The 16,788-nt window shown below is 67.8% G+C and carries 20 protein-coding genes; 15 read left to right on the top strand and 5 right to left on the bottom strand.

The annotated features are described in order from the left end of the window. Positions 1 to 5: 5 nt before the first annotated feature. From MU521_RS10880 to MU521_RS10860, 5 genes are all read right to left on the bottom strand, one after another. The gene (locus MU521_RS10880) at positions 6 to 503 is read right to left on the bottom strand and encodes a phosphopantetheine adenylyltransferase (RefSeq protein WP_092692261.1); all 498 of its coding nucleotides are present in this window, start codon (positions 501 to 503) and stop codon (positions 6 to 8) included. Between the two features lie 60 nt (positions 504 to 563). After that, positions 564 to 1,073, bottom strand: coding sequence for a winged helix-turn-helix transcriptional regulator (locus tag MU521_RS10875; protein WP_092692264.1), 510 nt, complete (start codon positions 1,071 to 1,073; stop codon positions 564 to 566). 49 nt (positions 1,074 to 1,122) lie between these two features. Next, the gene (locus MU521_RS10870; RefSeq protein WP_092692268.1) at positions 1,123 to 2,205 is read right to left on the bottom strand and encodes a glutamate--cysteine ligase; all 1,083 of its coding nucleotides are present in this window, start codon (positions 2,203 to 2,205) and stop codon (positions 1,123 to 1,125) included. 79 nt (positions 2,206 to 2,284) lie between these two features. Next, positions 2,285 to 2,917: a fibrillarin-like rRNA/tRNA 2'-O-methyltransferase gene (locus MU521_RS10865; RefSeq protein WP_092692272.1), complete on the bottom strand. Its 633-nt coding sequence runs from the start codon at positions 2,915 to 2,917 to the stop codon at positions 2,285 to 2,287. Continuing rightward, complete coding sequence (locus MU521_RS10860; RefSeq protein ID WP_092692275.1) at positions 2,910 to 3,764, bottom strand: NOP5/NOP56 family protein; 855 nt, start codon at positions 3,762 to 3,764, stop codon at positions 2,910 to 2,912. The genes MU521_RS10865 and MU521_RS10860 overlap by 8 nt, the downstream gene beginning before the upstream one ends. Before the next feature lie 291 nt (positions 3,765 to 4,055). Here MU521_RS10860 and MU521_RS10855 point away from each other — a divergent pair, with 291 nt between their 5' ends. The 15 genes from MU521_RS10855 to MU521_RS10785 all read left to right on the top strand — a co-directional run bounded on the left by MU521_RS10855 (position 4,056) and on the right by MU521_RS10785 (position 16,779). Further along, positions 4,056 to 4,427, top strand: a complete 372-nt coding sequence (locus tag MU521_RS10855; protein WP_092692277.1) for a hypothetical protein — start codon at positions 4,056 to 4,058, stop codon at positions 4,425 to 4,427. A 47-nt stretch (positions 4,428 to 4,474) separates the two neighbouring features. After that, on the top strand, positions 4,475 to 5,317 hold the full coding sequence (locus MU521_RS10850; RefSeq protein WP_092692281.1) for a DUF8054 domain-containing protein: 843 nt from the start codon (positions 4,475 to 4,477) through the stop codon (positions 5,315 to 5,317). Positions 5,318 to 5,422: 105 nt separating this feature from the next. Continuing rightward, complete coding sequence (locus MU521_RS10845; protein WP_092692283.1) at positions 5,423 to 6,652, top strand: thiolase domain-containing protein; 1,230 nt, start codon at positions 5,423 to 5,425, stop codon at positions 6,650 to 6,652. Beyond that, complete coding sequence (locus MU521_RS10840; protein WP_092692286.1) at positions 6,649 to 8,067, top strand: zinc ribbon domain-containing protein; 1,419 nt, start codon at positions 6,649 to 6,651, stop codon at positions 8,065 to 8,067. Before MU521_RS10845 ends, MU521_RS10840 begins: the two co-directional genes overlap by 4 nt. 49 nt (positions 8,068 to 8,116) lie before the next feature. Then, positions 8,117 to 9,016 carry a 3-hydroxyacyl-CoA dehydrogenase family protein gene (locus MU521_RS10835; RefSeq protein WP_092692288.1) on the top strand — a complete coding sequence of 300 codons (900 nt, stop codon included), beginning with the start codon at positions 8,117 to 8,119 and terminating at the stop codon, positions 9,014 to 9,016. Positions 9,017 to 9,020: 4 nt separating this feature from the next. Beyond that, entirely contained in the window at positions 9,021 to 9,647 is a 627-nt protein-coding gene (locus MU521_RS10830) for a DUF2391 domain-containing protein (protein ID WP_245681179.1), read from the top strand. Between the two features lie 84 nt (positions 9,648 to 9,731). Beyond that, positions 9,732 to 9,911 carry an HVO_2753 family zinc finger protein gene (locus tag MU521_RS10825; RefSeq protein WP_092692292.1) on the top strand — a complete coding sequence of 60 codons (180 nt, stop codon included), beginning with the start codon at positions 9,732 to 9,734 and terminating at the stop codon, positions 9,909 to 9,911. A 38-nt stretch (positions 9,912 to 9,949) separates the two neighbouring features. Next, positions 9,950 to 10,216, top strand: a complete 267-nt coding sequence (locus MU521_RS10820) for an elongation factor 1-beta (RefSeq protein WP_092692295.1) — start codon at positions 9,950 to 9,952, stop codon at positions 10,214 to 10,216. Positions 10,217 to 10,409: 193 nt separating this feature from the next. Next, on the top strand, positions 10,410 to 12,689 hold the full coding sequence (locus MU521_RS10815; RefSeq protein WP_092692297.1) for a methyl-accepting chemotaxis protein: 2,280 nt from the start codon (positions 10,410 to 10,412) through the stop codon (positions 12,687 to 12,689). Positions 12,690 to 12,761: 72 nt separating this feature from the next. After that, positions 12,762 to 13,052, top strand: coding sequence for a 50S ribosomal protein L21e (locus MU521_RS10810; RefSeq protein WP_092692300.1), 291 nt, complete (start codon positions 12,762 to 12,764; stop codon positions 13,050 to 13,052). Then, positions 13,049 to 13,405, top strand: a complete 357-nt coding sequence (locus MU521_RS10805; RefSeq protein WP_092692303.1) for an RNA polymerase Rpb4 family protein — start codon at positions 13,049 to 13,051, stop codon at positions 13,403 to 13,405. Before MU521_RS10810 ends, MU521_RS10805 begins: the two co-directional genes overlap by 4 nt. A gap of 51 nt (positions 13,406 to 13,456) precedes the next feature. Continuing rightward, a complete protein-coding gene (locus MU521_RS10800) occupies positions 13,457 to 14,053 on the top strand; it encodes a DUF655 domain-containing protein (RefSeq protein ID WP_092692305.1) in 597 nt (198 codons plus the stop codon). A 34-nt stretch (positions 14,054 to 14,087) separates the two neighbouring features. After that, positions 14,088 to 14,957 carry a 16S ribosomal RNA methyltransferase A gene (locus tag MU521_RS10795; RefSeq protein WP_092692307.1) on the top strand — a complete coding sequence of 290 codons (870 nt, stop codon included), beginning with the start codon at positions 14,088 to 14,090 and terminating at the stop codon, positions 14,955 to 14,957. Continuing rightward, the gene (locus tag MU521_RS10790) at positions 14,954 to 16,213 is read left to right on the top strand and encodes a mechanosensitive ion channel family protein (RefSeq protein WP_175452859.1); all 1,260 of its coding nucleotides are present in this window, start codon (positions 14,954 to 14,956) and stop codon (positions 16,211 to 16,213) included. Before MU521_RS10795 ends, MU521_RS10790 begins: the two co-directional genes overlap by 4 nt. Continuing rightward, complete coding sequence (locus tag MU521_RS10785; protein ID WP_092692312.1) at positions 16,210 to 16,779, top strand: HemK2/MTQ2 family protein methyltransferase; 570 nt, start codon at positions 16,210 to 16,212, stop codon at positions 16,777 to 16,779. Before MU521_RS10790 ends, MU521_RS10785 begins: the two co-directional genes overlap by 4 nt. Positions 16,780 to 16,788 lie beyond the last annotated feature (9 nt).

The raw sequence follows: 16,788 nt of genomic DNA, 5'->3' as shown, positions 1-16,788 counted from the left end.
TCAGGTCAGGTCTCGGTCTCCCGCTTCGGTCGCCCGTCGCGGTCGGGCGTGAGGTTCCCGTGTTCGTCGATCTCGCCTCTGACGATCCGGGTCGAAGAGATGATCTCGCCGTCGTCGGCGTAGACGTGGTCGACGACCTCGATCTCGAGTGGGTCGTCGCCGTTCTCGCGGCGGATCTCATTGATGCGACGACCGCCCGTCTCGGTCTCGGGGGAGACGATGAGATAGTCGAACTGTGATTCGGTAGCGATGCCTGTGGGTTCGGTGAGCTTTCTGATCTCGTACTCGCGGTCGAACTTCTCGGCGAAGTCGGCGAGTTCCGCGTCGAGGTCGCGCCGGCGTTGCTCGAACGTCCGGACGTGGCGATCCTCGTCGCGGGTCTTCGGTGCGAGTTCGTCGCTCGTGAGCCCGACGGTGACGTCACCGAGATCGAACGCGCGCTCGAACAGCGCACGGTGCCCATCGTGTACGGGGTCGAACGTCCCGCCCAGCGCGACCTTCATATCTCCGGGCATGGTCCCCTCAGGGTTTAGTGGCTTCGGATTGGCCCGCCCCGACTGGTGTCACTGCTCGGACTCCTCGACGGTGATCGTCACCGGCTCGTCGGTCTCGTCCGTCGGCTCCGGCTCGCCTGTGTCGTCGAGATGATCGTCCAGATTGAACACCGTGTTCAACTCCGACTGCACGTCGCCCACGATGCTCGACACCAGATCGCTCGGTGCGATGGCAGTGTACTCGTAGGGATTGTTCCCGGCACCGCCGCTCTCGCGCTTGCTCCGGGACACCTTCTCCTCCTCGTGGAGTTCCGCCAGCGCCTCGCGGACGGTACTGGGGTATAACCCCGTCCCGTCCGCCACCTCGTCGCTCGTGCTGTCGGGGTGCTGGCGCAGATAGACGTAGATGCGAGCTCGCGTCTCCGTGTCCAGCACCCAGGACAGCAGATCGACGACGCCGTCGTCGAACCGCTCGACCGCCCGGTCGGTCTCCGGTCCCAGGCGGTCGCGGACGGCCTCGCCGTCGGTTACGTCCAGCCCCTCTTCCTCCGGTTCGGTTGGCCCGTCGTCTGTGGACATGAGTTGCTTCTATTCCGACGGGAGGAAGCTCCCGGGTAAAAATCCTTGGCTACAATCGCAACGACCGACAGAGGGCGTCCATCCCCTTCTCGTCGCGAAGCCGCCGCTGTTTCTCCGCGCCGCTCTCGGCGTCGTACACCTCGCGGATGCCGCTGACACCCAGTCGGTCGCACTCCCGGTCGACCAGTTCGCCCAGGTCGACGGTTTCCGAGAGGTCTCGCGACAGGAGGCTCGCCTCGTGGCCATGCCTGATCGCGCGCCACTTGTTCTCGTCCAGCGGCTCGCGCCGGTGTTTCCGGCCGGTCTCGCCGTCCTCGTAGCGTTCGGCGAGGTCCGTCACCAGCGCGTGCGTGTACTCCACGAAGGCCATGACTGTCTCCTGATCGGCCTGGCCGTCGGGCGTCCGCACCTCGACGGTGCCGAGTCCGGAGTGAGGGCGCACGTCGTACCAGAGTTCGCCCCGGTCCTCGATCGAGTCCGTCTCGACCATCGTGCGCTCGAACTCGTCGAACTCGGCGTAGGAGTCGAACGTCGTCGGCACGCCGGTGTTGGGAAGCGCCTCGAAGATCTTGGCCCGCGCGGCGTGGAGGCCGGTGTCGAACCCGTTCCAGTACGGCGAGTTCGCCGACAGCGCCAGCATGATCGGCAGGTGCCAGCGGATCTCGTTTGTTACCCACACTGCCTTGTCTGCGTCGTCGACGCCGACGTGGACGTGCAGACCCGCGGTGGTATTCCGGTGCTGTGGGTACTGGATGCGGTCGAGTTGGGACTGGTAGCGTGGCTTCTCGGCGTGTTCGAGTTCCTGCCACTTCGCCGCTGGGTGCAGGCCCGCAGCGGCGATGCCGTAGCCGTGACGTTCGGCGTGGTCGACCAGCGCAGTCCGCACGGCGTCCAGTTGCTCGCGGGCCTCGTCGAGGTCGTCGGCGCTGATCGTCGGCGTCTGTGTCTCGATGACGCACTTGAACAGTTCGTGGTCCAGCCGACCCTCGAGGATCTCCGGCGGGTCGGTCTCGTAGACGAGTTCCTCCGTGCCGGAGGTCGGCCGGTTCCGGTCGTCGACGACGAAAAACTCCTCTTCGATACCCAGCGTTCCCATCCGGGTGAACGTCTCGGAAGAGCCCCTCCGGTCCATCTTTCCGCGGGTTGGACCCCCCTCGGCCTAAACCTTCCCCTCCGGAACGACGGGCGCTCGGATCGACTCGCCCCCGGGCTTACCGCGGTCGCGCCACGACCCCGAGGTGGTCGGTGTGGTACGGTTCCAGTCGTTCGCGCTCCAGGATCTCGTACCCCTCCGATAGCGTCCCGACCACGTCGTCGAACACCGCCTCCGGATCGGCGGTCACGTCCTCGCTGCGGGCCTTGACCGCCATGAGGAGTCGGCCGTCGTCACGCAGGAACTCCCGATTCGCCAGCGCCACCTCGGCCTGTCCCCGCGTCGCAACGTCTTGCACGATGGCGTCGACCGGCTCGACCACGTGTGCGTACGTTTCGGGGTTGCGCGCGTCCTTCAGGAGCGGGAACAGTCGGTCCCGCTCTTCGGCCACGTCCAGCAGGTCCCGCACGGGCCGCGGCGCGAACTCGACGGCGTAGGTCGGTCCCGAAAAGTCCGCGACGTGGCTCACCGTCGTCCCCGCGGCCGCGCCGAGATAGAGGACCGTCTCGCCACCCGCGAGGCCGGTGTCCATCCCGGACGCCAGCATCGCGCCGAGTTTGGAGCGCCGTGGATTCCAGCGCCGCCACCCCTCCTCGTCGGTCGGCTCGCCGTAGGCCGGCGGCCCCTGCGTCGCTAGGCCGGTTTCACCGCCGATATCGCGGCGCTCGACACCCACCGGTAACTCACTCATCGTCGTCCGCCTCCGCGTCGTCAGCTCGGGCCTGTATCGTCGCGATGCGGTCGTCGAGTTCCGCTTCGAGTTCGGGCCGCCGGTCACCGCTGTAGTGGTCGATCCGTGCGGCAATGGCGAGTTTCCCGGCGAGCGCGCGGGCCGCCGAGCCGCGGTCCTCGGGCCGGGTCCCACGCACCGCGTCGTGGGTGTAGATGATCCCGTGTTTCGGTGACGGCGCGTCCCCGCGCAGGTGGGCGAAGAGGGCGTCCTCGGCCCCCAGCACCTGCACCGTCCCGCTGGGTTTCTTCGCGAGCGACTCTAGCCCGCCCGCCAGCGAGAGCAGGCGAGCGGCGAGGACGGGGCCGGCCAGCGCCGCGAGGTTCGGCGCGACCTCGGGTGTCGTCGCCTCGATGAACTCTCCGAGGGCGTCGGCCTCTTCGTCGAGTGCGACGACCCGGCGGGCCAGCGAGACGGCTCGCCTGTCGCCGAGGGTCTCAGGGTTGCGCTCGCTCAGTTCGCGGGCGTACTCGACGCCCGTCCCAGCCTCCTCGAAGCGGCTGCCGCCCCACTCGGCGACTCGCTCGGCGAGTTCGTTCGCCTGTCGTCGGCAGTCGTCCATGGCCCGGACGGCGTGGACGAGTTGCTGGTCGACGGCCCCCTCGCGCTCCTCGACGGCTGCCTGCCCACCCTCCAGCGTCGCCTCCCGGAGCCGGTCGTAGTAGTCGTCCTCGTCGGTCGCGAAGCCGGTCTCGACGGCCAGTGCGGACCAGTCGGCGGGCGAATCGGCGCTCCCCTCTCGTATCCGGTTCGCGGCAGTCTCTGGATCCGCCGGATCGAGATCGGCGAACCACGCGTCGGCGGTCATACCCGGCCATCGGACTCCCCGGCGGTAAAGCTTCGCGATGCGTTAGTCCGGCGAGAACGGCGTCGGCCTCACGCCCCTGACGGTTTACCAGTCCCTCCTCGCGCCCTCCGTCATCGGATGGTTCGACGCGCTCACGTTCGCCGCACTCGTCTCGCGACTGGACGATCGACGACCCCCCGTCGGCCCGGAAAGCCCCTGAACGGCTGGTCATCGATCTTTGCCCCCGACCTGTGTTCCCAGTGGCTGCGAGAAGTCCACACTTTCTTTACGCGATAGGGGGTAGGCTTGCACATGACAGGTGCCGATATCGACGGTGTCGACCCGTTCCACCGGTTCGTGTTGCTCTCGGTGATCGATCTGCGGGCTCGTGACGACGTGCCGGTCCACTCCTTCGACGTGACCGGCGTCTGTGAGGATCTGCTCGACGAGTTCGACGATCTCGACGGGATGGTGCCCGGTGGCGTCACGCGCCAGCGCGTCATCAACGCCCTCTCGGAGCTCGAATCGGCCGACCTGCTCGGCGAGAAACGCAAGGAGTCACCCACCGGGAAGGGCCGCCCCGCCTATGCGCTGGATATCGCCGAAGACGAGGTTCTCGACCACCTCGAGGACGACGACCGCTTCGGCGACGCGGTCGAACGGATTCGGGACCGTCGCGAGTGACTGTCGCGCCGACAGCCATTTCCTCTCACCCGACGTTACGGGGAGACATGGGAACCGTACTGGATCGGGTTCGCAGACCCGAATACACGGGGGAGGATCGCTGTGTGCCGTGTACGGCGGTGAACACCGTCATCGCGATTGGGGTGGCCGTCGCCGTCGGCTACGTCGTCACGACCGCCGCGGGATCGTTCGTCGGCACCACCGTCGGTGGGACCGTCTTCGCGCTCTCGGTCGCCGCGATCTATTTTCGGGGGTATCTGGTCCCCGGCACGCCGACACTGACGAAACGGTACTTCCCGGAGCGGGTGCTGGCCTGGTTCGACAAAGCCGAGACCGGCGGCCAGACGGCCACAGCCCCAGCGGCCGAGGAGATAGACGTGGAGGCGACGCTGCTCGACGCCGGCGTGCTGGAGGAGAAACCCCACGGCGACCTCGGGTTGACGCCCGCGTTCGCCGCGGACTTCCGCGAACGGGTCGAACGCGAGCGCGACGAGGATTCGGACCGCGAAGCCGTCGCCGCTATCGTCGGCATCGATGCAGGGGAGCTGGCCTTCGAGGAGTACGGCACCGCCTTCGTCGCTCACGCCGACGGACGGAACGTCGGGCGCTGGGAGTCCCGCGCGGCCTTCCTCGCGGACGTGGCCGCGGGCCGCGCACTCCCCGACTACTACGACGGCTGGGCCGACACCGGTCCAGCTGGCCGCGGACAGTTGCTCGCCGGGCTCCGGCTGTTCGTCGAACAGTGCCCCGCCTGTGACGGACAGGTGCGATTCGGCCAGGAAGTCGTCGAGTCCTGCTGTCGCACCGTCGACGTGGTCGCCGTGACCTGTGAGGACTGTAACTCGCGACTGTTCGAGGTCGACGCCTCCGACGTGGCCGCGGCGGCCTGACTCGCCGGAACTGTTTCGCGTTCCAGCCGCCACGACGTACCAGATTCGGCACAAACCGCCGGTCCGTAGTGACAAGTTTATAGACCGCGGGTTTGCAGGGTAGGTATGCGCGATGCGTACCTCATCGGGGCGGGTCAGTCCGACTACGGCTCGTTCCCGGGCGAGAGCTACCGGTCGCTGTTTCGAACGGCGTTCGAGAACGCCCGTGACAGCGTGCCGGACGGTATCGAGTCCGAAGCCGTCGACGAAGCGGTCGTCGGCACCCTCGGCGTCGGCGGACGACAACTCGGGCTCCCCGGCCCGGCCGTGACCGAACACGTCGGCCTGCACGGTATCCCCGTGACCCGTGTCGAAAACGCCTGTGCCGCGTCGGGCTACTCGGTCCGGCAGGGCGTCCAGGCCATCCGGAGCGGGATGGCCGACGTGGTGCTGGCCAGCGGCGTCGAGATCATGACCGACGTGTCCGGCGACGCCGTGCGCTACTGGCTCGGCGTGTCGGGCGAGACCGAGTGGGAGCGTCTCTCGGGCACCACCTTCGCCGGCGTCTACGCCCAGATGGCCAGCCGCCACATGCAGGAGTACGGCACCACGCGCGAACAGCTCTCCCACGTCGCCGTCAAGAACCACGAGAACGGCGCGAAGAATCCCCACGCGCAGCTCGGCTTCGAGTGTTCGCTGGAGGACGCCATGGACGCGCCGACGGTCGCGGACCCCCTCAATCTCTATCACTGCTGTCCGACTACCGACGGGGCGGCCTGTGTCCTGCTGGCCAGCGAGGACGTTGTGGAGAACTACACCGACGACCCGATCCGGGTCGCCGGCGTCGGTGCCGGGAGCGACCGCGTGGGCCTGTTCCAGCGCGACACCTACACCGCCGTCCCGGCCTCGCAGTACGCCGCCGACCGCGCCTACGAGATGGCCGGCTACGGGCCCGACGACCTCGACTTCGCGGAGGTCCACGACTGCTTCGCCATCGCCGAGTTGATGGCCTACTCCGACCTCGGCCTCTGCGAGCCCGAAGAGGCCGGCGAGTTCGTCGCCAGCGGGAAGACCGGACGCGACGGCGAGATGCCCGTCAACACCTCCGGCGGTCTGAAATCGAAGGGGCACCCCATCGGCGCGACCGGGGCCGGGCAGGTCGTCGAGGTCTTCAAGCAACTCTCCGGCGAGGCCGGCGAGCGTCAGCTCGACGACCCACAGATCGGGCTGACGCACAACGTCGGCGGCTCGGGCGGTGCGGCGGTCGTCCACGTGTTCGAAAAGGGCGGGGCGCCCAGCGCCCCGGGGTCGGCGAGCGGGCGAAGCCCGCGAGACACGGGAGGTGATGCGGCATGAGTGACCACGGGATTCACGCGGTCGGTGCCTACGCGCCCCGGCTCCGGGTCGCCGCCGAGGAGTTCGCCGAGGCCTGGGGAAGCTTCGAGGCCTCGGGTATCGAGGAGAAGGCGGTCCCCGAAGCCGACGAGGACGCACTCACGATGGGCTGGGAGGCCGCCCGACGCGCGCTCGCCGCGGGCGACGCGGACGCCGCGGACGTGGACTGGCTCGGGTTCGCCACCACGAATCCGCCGATGGCCGAGGAGGACCCGACGGTTCGGCTGGGGTCGTTCCTCGGTGTCGCCGACGACATCACGCGCCAGTCGTTCACCGGGAGTACGCGGGCCGGCACGCGAGCGCTGTTCGCGGCGCTCGACGCAGACACGGAGGGACTCGCGCTGGTCGTCGCCGCGGACTGTCCGCGGAGCGAACCGAGTGACGCGCACGAACACGCCGCTGGAGCGGGTGCGGCGGCGATGCTGGTCGGGGCGGACGCCCCGGCACCGATCACCGACCGCGCCGAACACGCCGAGCCCTACCCCGGCACGCGGTTCCGTCGCGCCGGGAGCGAGGAGGTGGAGGGCATCGACGTGACCAGCTACGACCGCGAGGCGTTCCGCGAGACGCTCGCCGGTGCGGTCGACGCCGTGGATGCCCCCGAGGACCCGGATGCCGCGGCAGTGCAGGCTCCCGACGGCGGCCTCCCCTACCGCGCCGCCGGCGCGATGGGGCTGGACAACGGGACGGTCCACACCTGCGCGACGGTGCAGGATCTGGGCGATACGGCCGCCGCGAGCGTGCCGCTGTCGCTGGCGACCGCCCTCGCCGACGGTCACGAGAGCGTGCTGGGCGCGGGATACGGGAGCGGCGGCGGCGCGGACGCGTTCGTCGTCGAGGCGAAGGAGGCCGTGCCCGCGGACCTGGCCATCGACGGCGGGACGGACCTGACCTACGCCGAGTACCTGCGCCGCCGGGGCGACGTGACCAGCGGCGAACCGAACGGCGGCGCGGCCTACGTCTCCGTGCCGACGTGGAAGCGGTCGATCCCCCAGCGCCACCGCCTCGTCGCGGGGCGGTGTCCGAACTGTGGCTCGCTGGCGTTCCCCCCCGAGGGGGCCTGCCCGGACTGTCGGTCCCTCGTGGAGTTCGAGCCGGTCGAACTGCCGGACACGGGCGACGTCGAGGCCGTCACCGCCGTCTCGCGGGGCGGTGAACCACCCGAGTTCGCCGTCCAGCAACAGAAGAGCGGCGAGTACGGCGTCGCCATCGCGGCCTTCGAGGCCGACGGCGAGTCGGTCAGCATGCCCCTGCAGGTCGTCGGTGCGGAGACCTCGCCCGACGTGGGCGACGCCGTGGCGACCGTCATCCGGCGAATCTACAAGCAGGAGGGCGTGATCCGCTACGGACGCAAAGCGCGGGTCGACGACGAGTAAGCCGAAAACTCTCGTAAACGTTTAACCCCTCGGCCTCGCGGGTCTTGACATGCGAGTCACAGTTATTGGCGCAGGGACGATGGGTGCCGGCATCGCCCACGTCTGTGCGGCCGCCGGCCACGACGTGAGCATCCGCGACATCGAACCGAACGTGGTGATGGACGCCATCGACACGATCAGCAACCGGCTCAGCGCCGGCGTCGACCGGGGCTACATCACTGCCGAGGAGAAAGAGCAGGCCGTCGACGACCTCGACGGCACGACCGACCTCGAATCCGCGCTCAAGGGCGCGGACATCGTCATCGAAGCCGTCCCGGAGGATCTGGACCTCAAACGCGAGACCTTCGCCGACGCCGAGGGCCAGGTGGACGAGGAGACAATCATCGCGACGAACACCTCCTCGATGTCGGTCTCGTCCATCGCCGCCGCGCTGAAACACCCCGAGCGCGCCGTCGGGCTGCACTTCTTCAACCCGCCCCACAAGATGGGGCTGATCGAGGTCGTCCTGGCCGACCAGACCGACGAGGAGACCGCCGACCGCGCCGAGGCGTTCGTCGACGGTCTCGAGAAAGAGCCGGTCGTCGTCACGGACACGCCCGGCTTCGCCTCCTCGCGGCTGGGCGTCGCGCTGGGCGTCGAGGCAATGCGGATGGTCGAGAACGGCGTCGCCAGCGTCGAGGACATCGACGCCGCGATGGAACTCGGGTACAACCACCCCGTCGGCCCGCTGGAACTCACCGACCGCGTGGGACTCGACGTGCGACTCGACATCTGTGAGTACCTCCACGAGGAACTGGGCGACCGCTTCGAACCGCCCGAGATACTCCGCGAGAAGGTCGAGAACGGCGACACCGGCAAGAAAGTCGGCCGCGGGTTCTACGTCTGGGAGGGTGGCGAACCCAAGGACGTGGCCGACGACGAGGACTACGACATCGAAGACGTGATCTGAGGCGATGGCCGACCACGCAGGAGAGGACGCCGACGAGTTCGACCCCGACGCGCGCCGTCGACCCCGAGACGGCGACGACTCGGACGAGGAACCGCCGACGCTCGGCGACCTGCTCGACGAACTCGACGAGTACGAGGCGTCGCTGACCGACCCGGCCCGCCGGGAACGGATTCAGGACATCATCGAGACCGCGACCGAGGTCGAAGAGCCCGCTGTGTTCGGCCGCACCATCGTCGGGTTCGACCGCGCCGACCTCATGGAGGCGATGCTGGGCGCGCTCCTCTTCGGGCTCCCGATGATGGTCGAGGGCGGCACCCAGGAGGTCGGCGCGTTCGTCGCTACCCACCCGGTCTATCTCGTCGGGACGCTGGCATTCGCCGTCGCGACCACGGTCGGGATCCTCTACGTCGCCGAGTTCCAGGACGTGCGGATCTACAGGCCGATCCTCGGGTTCGTCCCGCGACGCCTGCTGGGCGTCGTCGGCGTCTCTCTCCTGCTGTCCCTCGTTATGAGTACCGCGTGGGGCCGCGTCGACTGGGCTGCTCCCTGGCTGGCCGTCTGTACCTGTGCCGTCGCCTTCGTACCGATGACCATCGGTGCCGCGCTGGGCGACATCCTGCCGGGGTCGTGAAGCGAGCGGCCCGGGAACTCCCCGCCGACGCGAGGGCTACGCCTTTTGTTAAGCGTTATATGTCGGGCTATCCTCGCGGTAGGTATGAGCGACACTCAACAAAAGCGGAAACAGAAGTGTATCTCCTGCGGGATCAACATCTCGGGAACGAACGCGGCCGCGTTCAATTGCCCCGACTGTGGCCACCAGATCTACCGGTGTGCCAAGTGCCGCAAGCAGAGCAACCTCTACGAGTGCCCGGACTGCGGGTTCACCGGACCCTGAATCGCAACCCCAATCAACCCTCACCGCAATCTACTACCATGGGAAAAGTCGCAGCCAAAATCAAGGTAATGCCGCAGAGCCCGGACGTGGACCTGGACGCCCTGCAGGAACGTCTCGAACAGTCCCTCCCCGAAGGAGCCAAGATCAACGGATTCGAGCGTGACGACGTGGCTTTCGGCCTCGTCGCGCTGTTCCCGACTGTCGTCGTCCCCGACGACTCCGGCGGCACCGACGCCGTCGAGGAGTCCTTCGCCGAAGTCGAAGGCGTCGAGTCCGTCGACGTCGACTCGGTCGGCCGCCTCTAGCGCCGTCGCTCGCTGTTTCGGTTCCCCGGTCCGATAGCAACTGCTCACCGGAATTTTCGCCGGCGATATTGCCAGGTTCAGCTTTCGACGTGTCTCTCTACGGTCGACGGCCTGTCACTGCTTCAACCGTCGATTATCAGACTGCATAATGCGGGACGAACGCTTATCATAGTCGCTGGAGGAGCGCCGATATATGGACTTCCGTCTCACACGGTATCTCCCGGACCGGGTCCGCCGGACCTACATCCGGCAGTTCGTTGTCACCGTCGCGGTGATCCTCCTGTTGCTGGCGCTATCGCTTGTCGGTGTCGTCGGCGTCCTCGGCGACGCCGAACAGCAGACCGTCTACGACCAGCTCGAAACGGATACCGAGCGATACAGCGGGGAGGTCGACCAGTGGCTCACACAGTATCGGACCACGGCACGCACGGTATCGACCTCCACTGCACTCCAGGCGGAGCCGGGGCCGCCCCTCCAGCGCGCGCTCGACGATACCGAGGCCGGGTTGGCCGACGAGGTGAGTGCGGTTCACTACGTGGACCTCACCCGGGGATCGGTCGTCGGGAGCACCGCCGACATCGCGACCGCGAGTATGCGAATCCCGTGGATCACGAGGACGAGCTACGGTCTCGACGGCGCGGACGACGTGTATCTCTCCCAGTCCTATCTCATCGACGGGAAACGCTACGCTGCGTTCGTCAGCCCCGTGCCGGGGGAGAACCACTCCGTGGCGGTCGAAGTCTCGGTCTCCGATTCCTTCGACTTCCAGACCCAGGTCAACGGGTCGAGCGTGATCGTGATGGACGGGAACGGGTTCATGCTGTACGACGGAAACCAGTCCGCCACGAACCTCTACACGGGGGCGGGCGAAGAGCGGATCCTCACAGACACGACCGCCGAAGGTGAAATCTTCGAGGCCAACGGGACGGTGCTGAGCTACCAGCAGGTGTCGGGAACCGACCTCATCGTGTTGCTGCGAGCGCCCACGTCGGCGTACGCGGTCGGCTGGCAGTCGCTCCAGTACCTCATCCTCATCTTCGGGCTGGTCGCCGGGAGCATGTTCCTGCTGGGCTTCGTGATCGTCCGACCGACGGCGAAGTCGATCAACCGACTGGTCGACCGGGCCGAATCCATCGAGAACGGCGATCTCGACGTGTCGATGGAGACGGACCGACAGGACGAGATCGGGACTCTGTTCGCCTCCTTCGCCAGTATGCGCGACTCGCTCGCCGACCGGATCGACGAGGTCGAGCGCGCCCGCGAGGAGGCCCGGGCCGACGCCGAGGCCGCACGGGAGGAAGCCGAGGCCGCTCGCCGCGAGGCCGAGGAGTTCACCGAACACCTGGAAGCGACGGCCGACGAGTACGGCTCGGTGATCCGGGCGTGTGCCGACGGCGACCTCACCCGTCGGCTGGACCCCGACGACGAGAGTTCGGCGATGGCCGAGATCGCAAACGCGTTCAACGAGACGCTGAGCGAACTGGAGGAGACGGTCGCCCGCGTCCGGTCGTTCGCCGACGACGTGGCCGAGTCGACGACCCGTGCGGTCGAAGCGACCGAGTCCTCGCGTGAACGGAGCCGAACCGTCTCCGAGAGCGTCCAGGGGATCGCCGAGGACGCCGTCGAGCAGAACCAGCAACTCACCGGCGTCACCGACGAGATGAACGATCTCAGTGCGACCGTCGAGGAGGTCGCGGCGACCGCCAACACTGTCGCCGACCTGGCCACCGAGACCGAGGCCGCAGCCACCGAAGGGGCCGAGGCCGCCAGCGAGGCCGCCGCGGAGATGGCCGAAATCGAGACCGCGACCGAGGAGACCGTCGCGGACGTGCAGGCGCTCGACGACGAGGTCGACCGCGTGGCCGAGATCGTCGATCTGATCGACGACATCGCCGAGCAGACGAACGTCCTGGCGCTGAATGCGTCCATCGAGGCGGCGCACGCCGACGGCGACGGTGACGGGTTCGCCGTCGTCGCCGACGAGGTGAAAGAACTCGCCGAACAGACCCGCGAGGCGACCCAGGAGATCGACGACCTCCTCTCGGAGCTGTCCGACCAGACCCGCGAGGCGGTCGCCGACATCGAAGCCATGCAGGACGACGTGGAGAGCGGCGTCGAGACCACCGAGGGCGCGCTGAACGCGCTCGAAGACATCGCGGACAAGGTCGAGCAGACGAGCGACGGTGTCCGCGAGATCAGCGAGGCGACCGACGATCAGGCGGCCTCCGCACAGGAGGTCGTCTCGATGACCGACCAGGCGACCGACGTGAGCGAACGGACCGCCGACCGCGCCGGCGAGGTGGCCGAGACCGCGACGACGCAGGCCGATCAGCTGGAGTCGGTGACCGATACCGCCCGGACCATCGCGGAGCAGGCCCAGGACCTGCGCGCGCTGATGGACGAGTTCACCGTCGACGCGACCGACGTGGAGATCGACGCCGCCGACCCCGATCTGGCGACGACCGACGACTGACGGGGTCGTCACACCGCTGTCCGCGACGGAACGCACGTTTTATAAGCCCGACCACACAACCGACAGCTACGAATGCCCAATTCGCACGGTCCACTCAAGAAGACGCGCCACAAGCTGAAAAACGACCCCCGTGATCGGGGGACCTCGCCGCCCCAGCAGTCAGTTCAGGAGTTCGAGGACGGCCAGCAAGTCCACCTCAACATCGATCCCTCGGTCAACGACGGTCGGTTCCATCCCCGCTTCAACGGTTACACCGGAACGGTCGACGGCAAGCAGGGCGAGGCCTACAAGGTCCTGATCGAGGATCAGGGCAAAGAGAAGACGATCATCGCAAAGCCCGCCCACATCACCGCCCAGGAATGACGATCTTCAAGGAGAAGGTCGGCGAGGAGTACCTGACGCTCGCCGAGACCAAAGAGATCCTCGAATCGCTCGAACGCGAGCGGGCCGCCGACGAGGATCGGGAGATGCGCTACGAGCTGGCGCGGGCCATCGAGCACGTCAACCGCTTCGCCACGCTCGACCCCGAGGAGTCCCAGGAGTTCGTCGACGAACTGCTGGACCTGGAGAAAGTCGACGAGGCGACCGCCTACAAGATCGCCAACACGATGCCGAAGGATCGCGACGAGTTGCGCGCCATCTACGCCCAGGAACGGTTCTCCCTCTCGGGCGATGAACTCGACGACATCCTCGACGTCGTCGCGAAGTACGTCTAGCGGTTCCCCTCGGCTGGGGCTTTTATGTATCCCGTCGCCGTATCGGCGTGCATGAGCGATTCCGAGAGCGGCGATTCGGCCGCAGACACCGAGCGCGAGACGGGTGTCGTGCTCGACTTTCTGCCACACGGTCGCACCGAGGACGACCGCCCACAGTACGAGAAGTCGCCGCTCGCGTACGTCCTGACCGAATCCGACTTCGACCTGTTCGAGCTCCGGGTCGACGACGACGCCGGTGTCCAGATCGGCGACCGTATCCCGGTCGAACGGGGGGACGACAGTCCAGTCCAGCGCATCCGCAGCATCGAGTACGGGGACCTGCCGAGCGGCGCGCGCTCGGAACTGGAGTACGTCGTCGAGGAGATCGTCACGACCAACGAGGACCGGTTCGTCGACTTCTACAACGACGCCCAGCCCATCACGCTACGACTCCACCAGCTGAACCTGCTGCCGGGGATCGGCAAGAAACTCCGCAACAACATCCTCGACGAGCGCGACCGTCGCCCGTTCCAGAACTTCGAGGATCTGGAGGCCCGGGTCAGCGGCCTCCACAACCCGAAGGAGGTACTTGTCGAGCGCGTCCTCGAGGAGATGCGCGAAGACGACCTGAAGTACCGGACGTTCGTCGGCACCGACGACCAGGACTGACACGTTTTTGGTCGGCGAGGTTCAGGTTCCGGCAATGACCGGTGGCCCCGCCGACGATGCGCCGACGCCCGGTAGCCGCGACCCCGACGCCCTGCTGGCCCGCGCCGGTGTGCGCGGCGATCCCGACCGGGACCAGCACTTCCTCGTCGACGACCGCGTCCTCGACCGGCTGCCGAGCTACGCCACCGAGATCGACGCCGAGACGAGTCACGTCCTCGAAATCGGCGGCGGGACTGGTGCGCTGACCGACCGCCTGCTCACCCTCGCCGACCGCGTGACCGTGATCGAGCGCGACCCAGACCTTGCCGCCTTCCTCCGCGAGGAGTTCGCCGGCGAGATCGAGGCCGACCGCCTCACCGTGATCGAGGGCGACGCGCTCGACGTGGAACTCCCGGATTTCACGCTCTCGGTCTCGAACCTTCCCTACGGCGTGTCCAGCGAGATCGCGTTTCGACTCCTGCCCCGGGATCGCCCCCTCGTGTTGATGTTCCAGCGGGAGTTCGCCGAGCGGATGGCGGCCGACCCGGCAACCGACGAATACGGTCGCCTCTCGGTGACAGCTGGTCACTACGCGGACGTGGAGGTTGTCGAGACCATCCCGAAGGAGGCGTTCTCGCCGCCACCGGCCGTCGAGAGTGCCGTCGTCCGCGCACGGCCCCGCGACCCCGACTACGACGTGCCGGACGACGACTTCTTCCTCGATTTCGTCACGGCCGTGTTCACCCAGCGACGAAAGACGATGCGCAACGCGGTCCGGAACACGGCGCACATCTCGGGGCTCGACGATCCCGACGCCGTCGTCGACGCTGCCGACGCGGAGCTGATGGGGCGGCGCGCGGGGAAAGTCACACCCGCGGAGTTCGCGGAGCTGGCACGGCTGGCCTGGGAGGTGGGCGAGCCGTGAGCCTCGCGGTCTCGTTCGTCGAGGCGATCCAGGGGGTGATCGACACTCGGCTGCTACGGGTCCTGGCGACGGTCGCCACCGTCGCGGCGCTGGTCGCACTGTCGGTCACGATCCGGCGTGCCGGGTCGCCACTCAAGAACCGCCTCTCGCTGAGTAATCCGCTCGTCGAGGGGGTTCAGGCCGGGCTGGTGATCGTATCGACCATCGCGGCCGGGACGCTCGTGCTCGTCGTCTGGCGGGCCTCCGACGAGGCGGCGACGCTGATCGAACTGGTCCGGGCCGACCCGCGCTCGCTGGTCCGGGTCCTCATCACCGTCTTCCTGTTCGTCTTCGCGTACGCGCTGACGATCCTGATAAAGCGGATCGTGGAGGACCTGGCCGAACAGCGCTCGGCCATCTCGTCCCACCAGCGCGAGATCGGCTACCACCTCGCGCAGGTCGGCGTCTACCTGTTTGCCATCCTCGGCGCGTTCTCGATCTGGGGCGTGGACCTGAGCAACCTCCTGCTCGGGGCTGGGTTCCTCGGTGTCGTCGTCGGCCTGGCCGCGCGACAGACGCTGGCCGCGGTGCTGGCGGGGTTCGTCCTGCTCTTTTCGCGGCCGTTCGACGTGGGCGACTGGGTCGAGGTCGCCGAGCGCGAGGGGGTCGTCACCGACGTGACGATCTTCAACACGGAGATCAAGACGCCCGAGGACGAGTACGTCATAGTTCCCAACGACATCGTGACGAGCAACGCGGTCGTCAACCGCTCGCGTGCCGGGCGGCTCCGGGTGGACGTGGAAGTCGGCGTCGACTACGACGCCGATCCTGAACGCGCCGCCGAAGTGGCACGGGACGCGATGACCGGCCTCGACGAGGTTCTGGAAAAACCCGATCCGTTCGTGATCCTCAAGCGCTTCGGCGACTCGGCCGTCGTCCTCGAGTGTCGCTTCTGGATCGACAGTCCGAGCGCACAGCGTCGCTGGCAGGTCCGGTCGGCAGTCGTCGAGGCCGTCAAGGCCGCCTTCAAGCGCGAGGGCATCAAGATCCCCTTCCCCCAGCGGGAACTCATGGGCCGCGAGGAAGCGTCGGGACGCAAACTCGCTGGCGGTGAGACGACCGCGTTGGCCACCGACGGCGACGCCGGGGACGCCGGGGATGGCGAGACGGCCGACGGGAGCGGTGAGACACCGTCTGACGACTCCAGAACTGCAGCGGGAGACGGAGCCGAACCCACCGACTCGGACGCGAAGCCACCGGAGGCCGACGAGTCGTGACCGATCTCGCCGAGCGACGTGATCTGGAGCAGGTGTATCAGCCCGCCGAGGATTCACGGTTGCTGGCCGAGACGGCCGCCGAACGCGTCGGGGACGGCGATCTCGTCCTCGACGTGGGGACCGGGAGCGGCTACGTCGCCAGCGTGGCCGCCGATGCGGGGGCCGACGTAGTGGGTGCGGACATCAACCCGCTGGCCTGCCGCGAGGCCCGCGAGAACGGCGTTCCGGTGGTGCAGTGCAACCTGACCGATCCCTTTCGGGACGGCGCGTTCGACTACGTCCTGTTCAACCCACCGTACCTGCCCACGCCACCGGAGGACGAACGCGACGACTGGATGGAGTACGCCCTCTCCGGCGGGGAAGACGGCCGTGCGGTGATCGAACCCTTCCTCGACGGTGTCGAGCGCGTCCTCGCACCCGACGGCCGCGTGTTGCTCTTGCTTTCGACGCTCACCGGACTCGACGCGGTCGTCGACGACGCCGCCCAGCAGGGGCTGTCCGCCGAGGAAGTCGGGGCCGAGAAACACGCGTTCGAGCGACTCGTCGTCCTGTCGATTCGCCGTTGATCGAAAAAA

Source organism: Halorientalis regularis (genome assembly GCF_023698535.1).
Classification (GTDB): Archaea; Halobacteriota; Halobacteria; order Halobacteriales; family Haloarculaceae; genus Halorientalis; species Halorientalis regularis.
This window is presented reverse-complemented; position numbering and strand designations above follow the sequence as displayed.

What these genes read in the sequence shown, in the direction of transcription:
- MU521_RS10880 (WP_092692261.1), bottom strand. Translation starts at nt 503, where the DNA reads ATGAAGGTCGCGCTGGGCGGGACGTTCGACCCCGTACACGATGGGCAC.
- MU521_RS10875 (WP_092692264.1), bottom strand. Translation starts at nt 1,073, where the DNA reads ATGTCCACAGACGACGGGCCAACCGAACCGGAGGAAGAGGGGCTGGAC.
- MU521_RS10870 (WP_092692268.1), bottom strand. Translation starts at nt 2,205, where the DNA reads ATGGACCGGAGGGGCTCTTCCGAGACGTTCACCCGGATGGGAACGCTG.
- MU521_RS10865 (WP_092692272.1), bottom strand. Translation starts at nt 2,917, where the DNA reads ATGAGTGAGTTACCGGTGGGTGTCGAGCGCCGCGATATCGGCGGTGAA.
- MU521_RS10860 (WP_092692275.1), bottom strand. Translation starts at nt 3,764, where the DNA reads ATGACCGCCGACGCGTGGTTCGCCGATCTCGATCCGGCGGATCCAGAG.
- MU521_RS10855 (WP_092692277.1), top strand. Translation starts at nt 4,056, where the DNA reads ATGACAGGTGCCGATATCGACGGTGTCGACCCGTTCCACCGGTTCGTG.
- MU521_RS10850 (WP_092692281.1), top strand. Translation starts at nt 4,475, where the DNA reads ATGGGAACCGTACTGGATCGGGTTCGCAGACCCGAATACACGGGGGAG.
- MU521_RS10845 (WP_092692283.1), top strand. Translation starts at nt 5,423, where the DNA reads ATGCGCGATGCGTACCTCATCGGGGCGGGTCAGTCCGACTACGGCTCG.
- MU521_RS10840 (WP_092692286.1), top strand. Translation starts at nt 6,649, where the DNA reads ATGAGTGACCACGGGATTCACGCGGTCGGTGCCTACGCGCCCCGGCTC.
- MU521_RS10835 (WP_092692288.1), top strand. Translation starts at nt 8,117, where the DNA reads ATGCGAGTCACAGTTATTGGCGCAGGGACGATGGGTGCCGGCATCGCC.
- MU521_RS10830 (WP_245681179.1), top strand. Translation starts at nt 9,021, where the DNA reads ATGGCCGACCACGCAGGAGAGGACGCCGACGAGTTCGACCCCGACGCG.
- MU521_RS10825 (WP_092692292.1), top strand. Translation starts at nt 9,732, where the DNA reads ATGAGCGACACTCAACAAAAGCGGAAACAGAAGTGTATCTCCTGCGGG.
- MU521_RS10820 (WP_092692295.1), top strand. Translation starts at nt 9,950, where the DNA reads ATGGGAAAAGTCGCAGCCAAAATCAAGGTAATGCCGCAGAGCCCGGAC.
- MU521_RS10815 (WP_092692297.1), top strand. Translation starts at nt 10,410, where the DNA reads ATGGACTTCCGTCTCACACGGTATCTCCCGGACCGGGTCCGCCGGACC.
- MU521_RS10810 (WP_092692300.1), top strand. Translation starts at nt 12,762, where the DNA reads ATGCCCAATTCGCACGGTCCACTCAAGAAGACGCGCCACAAGCTGAAA.
- MU521_RS10805 (WP_092692303.1), top strand. Translation starts at nt 13,049, where the DNA reads ATGACGATCTTCAAGGAGAAGGTCGGCGAGGAGTACCTGACGCTCGCC.
- MU521_RS10800 (WP_092692305.1), top strand. Translation starts at nt 13,457, where the DNA reads ATGAGCGATTCCGAGAGCGGCGATTCGGCCGCAGACACCGAGCGCGAG.
- MU521_RS10795 (WP_092692307.1), top strand. Translation starts at nt 14,088, where the DNA reads ATGACCGGTGGCCCCGCCGACGATGCGCCGACGCCCGGTAGCCGCGAC.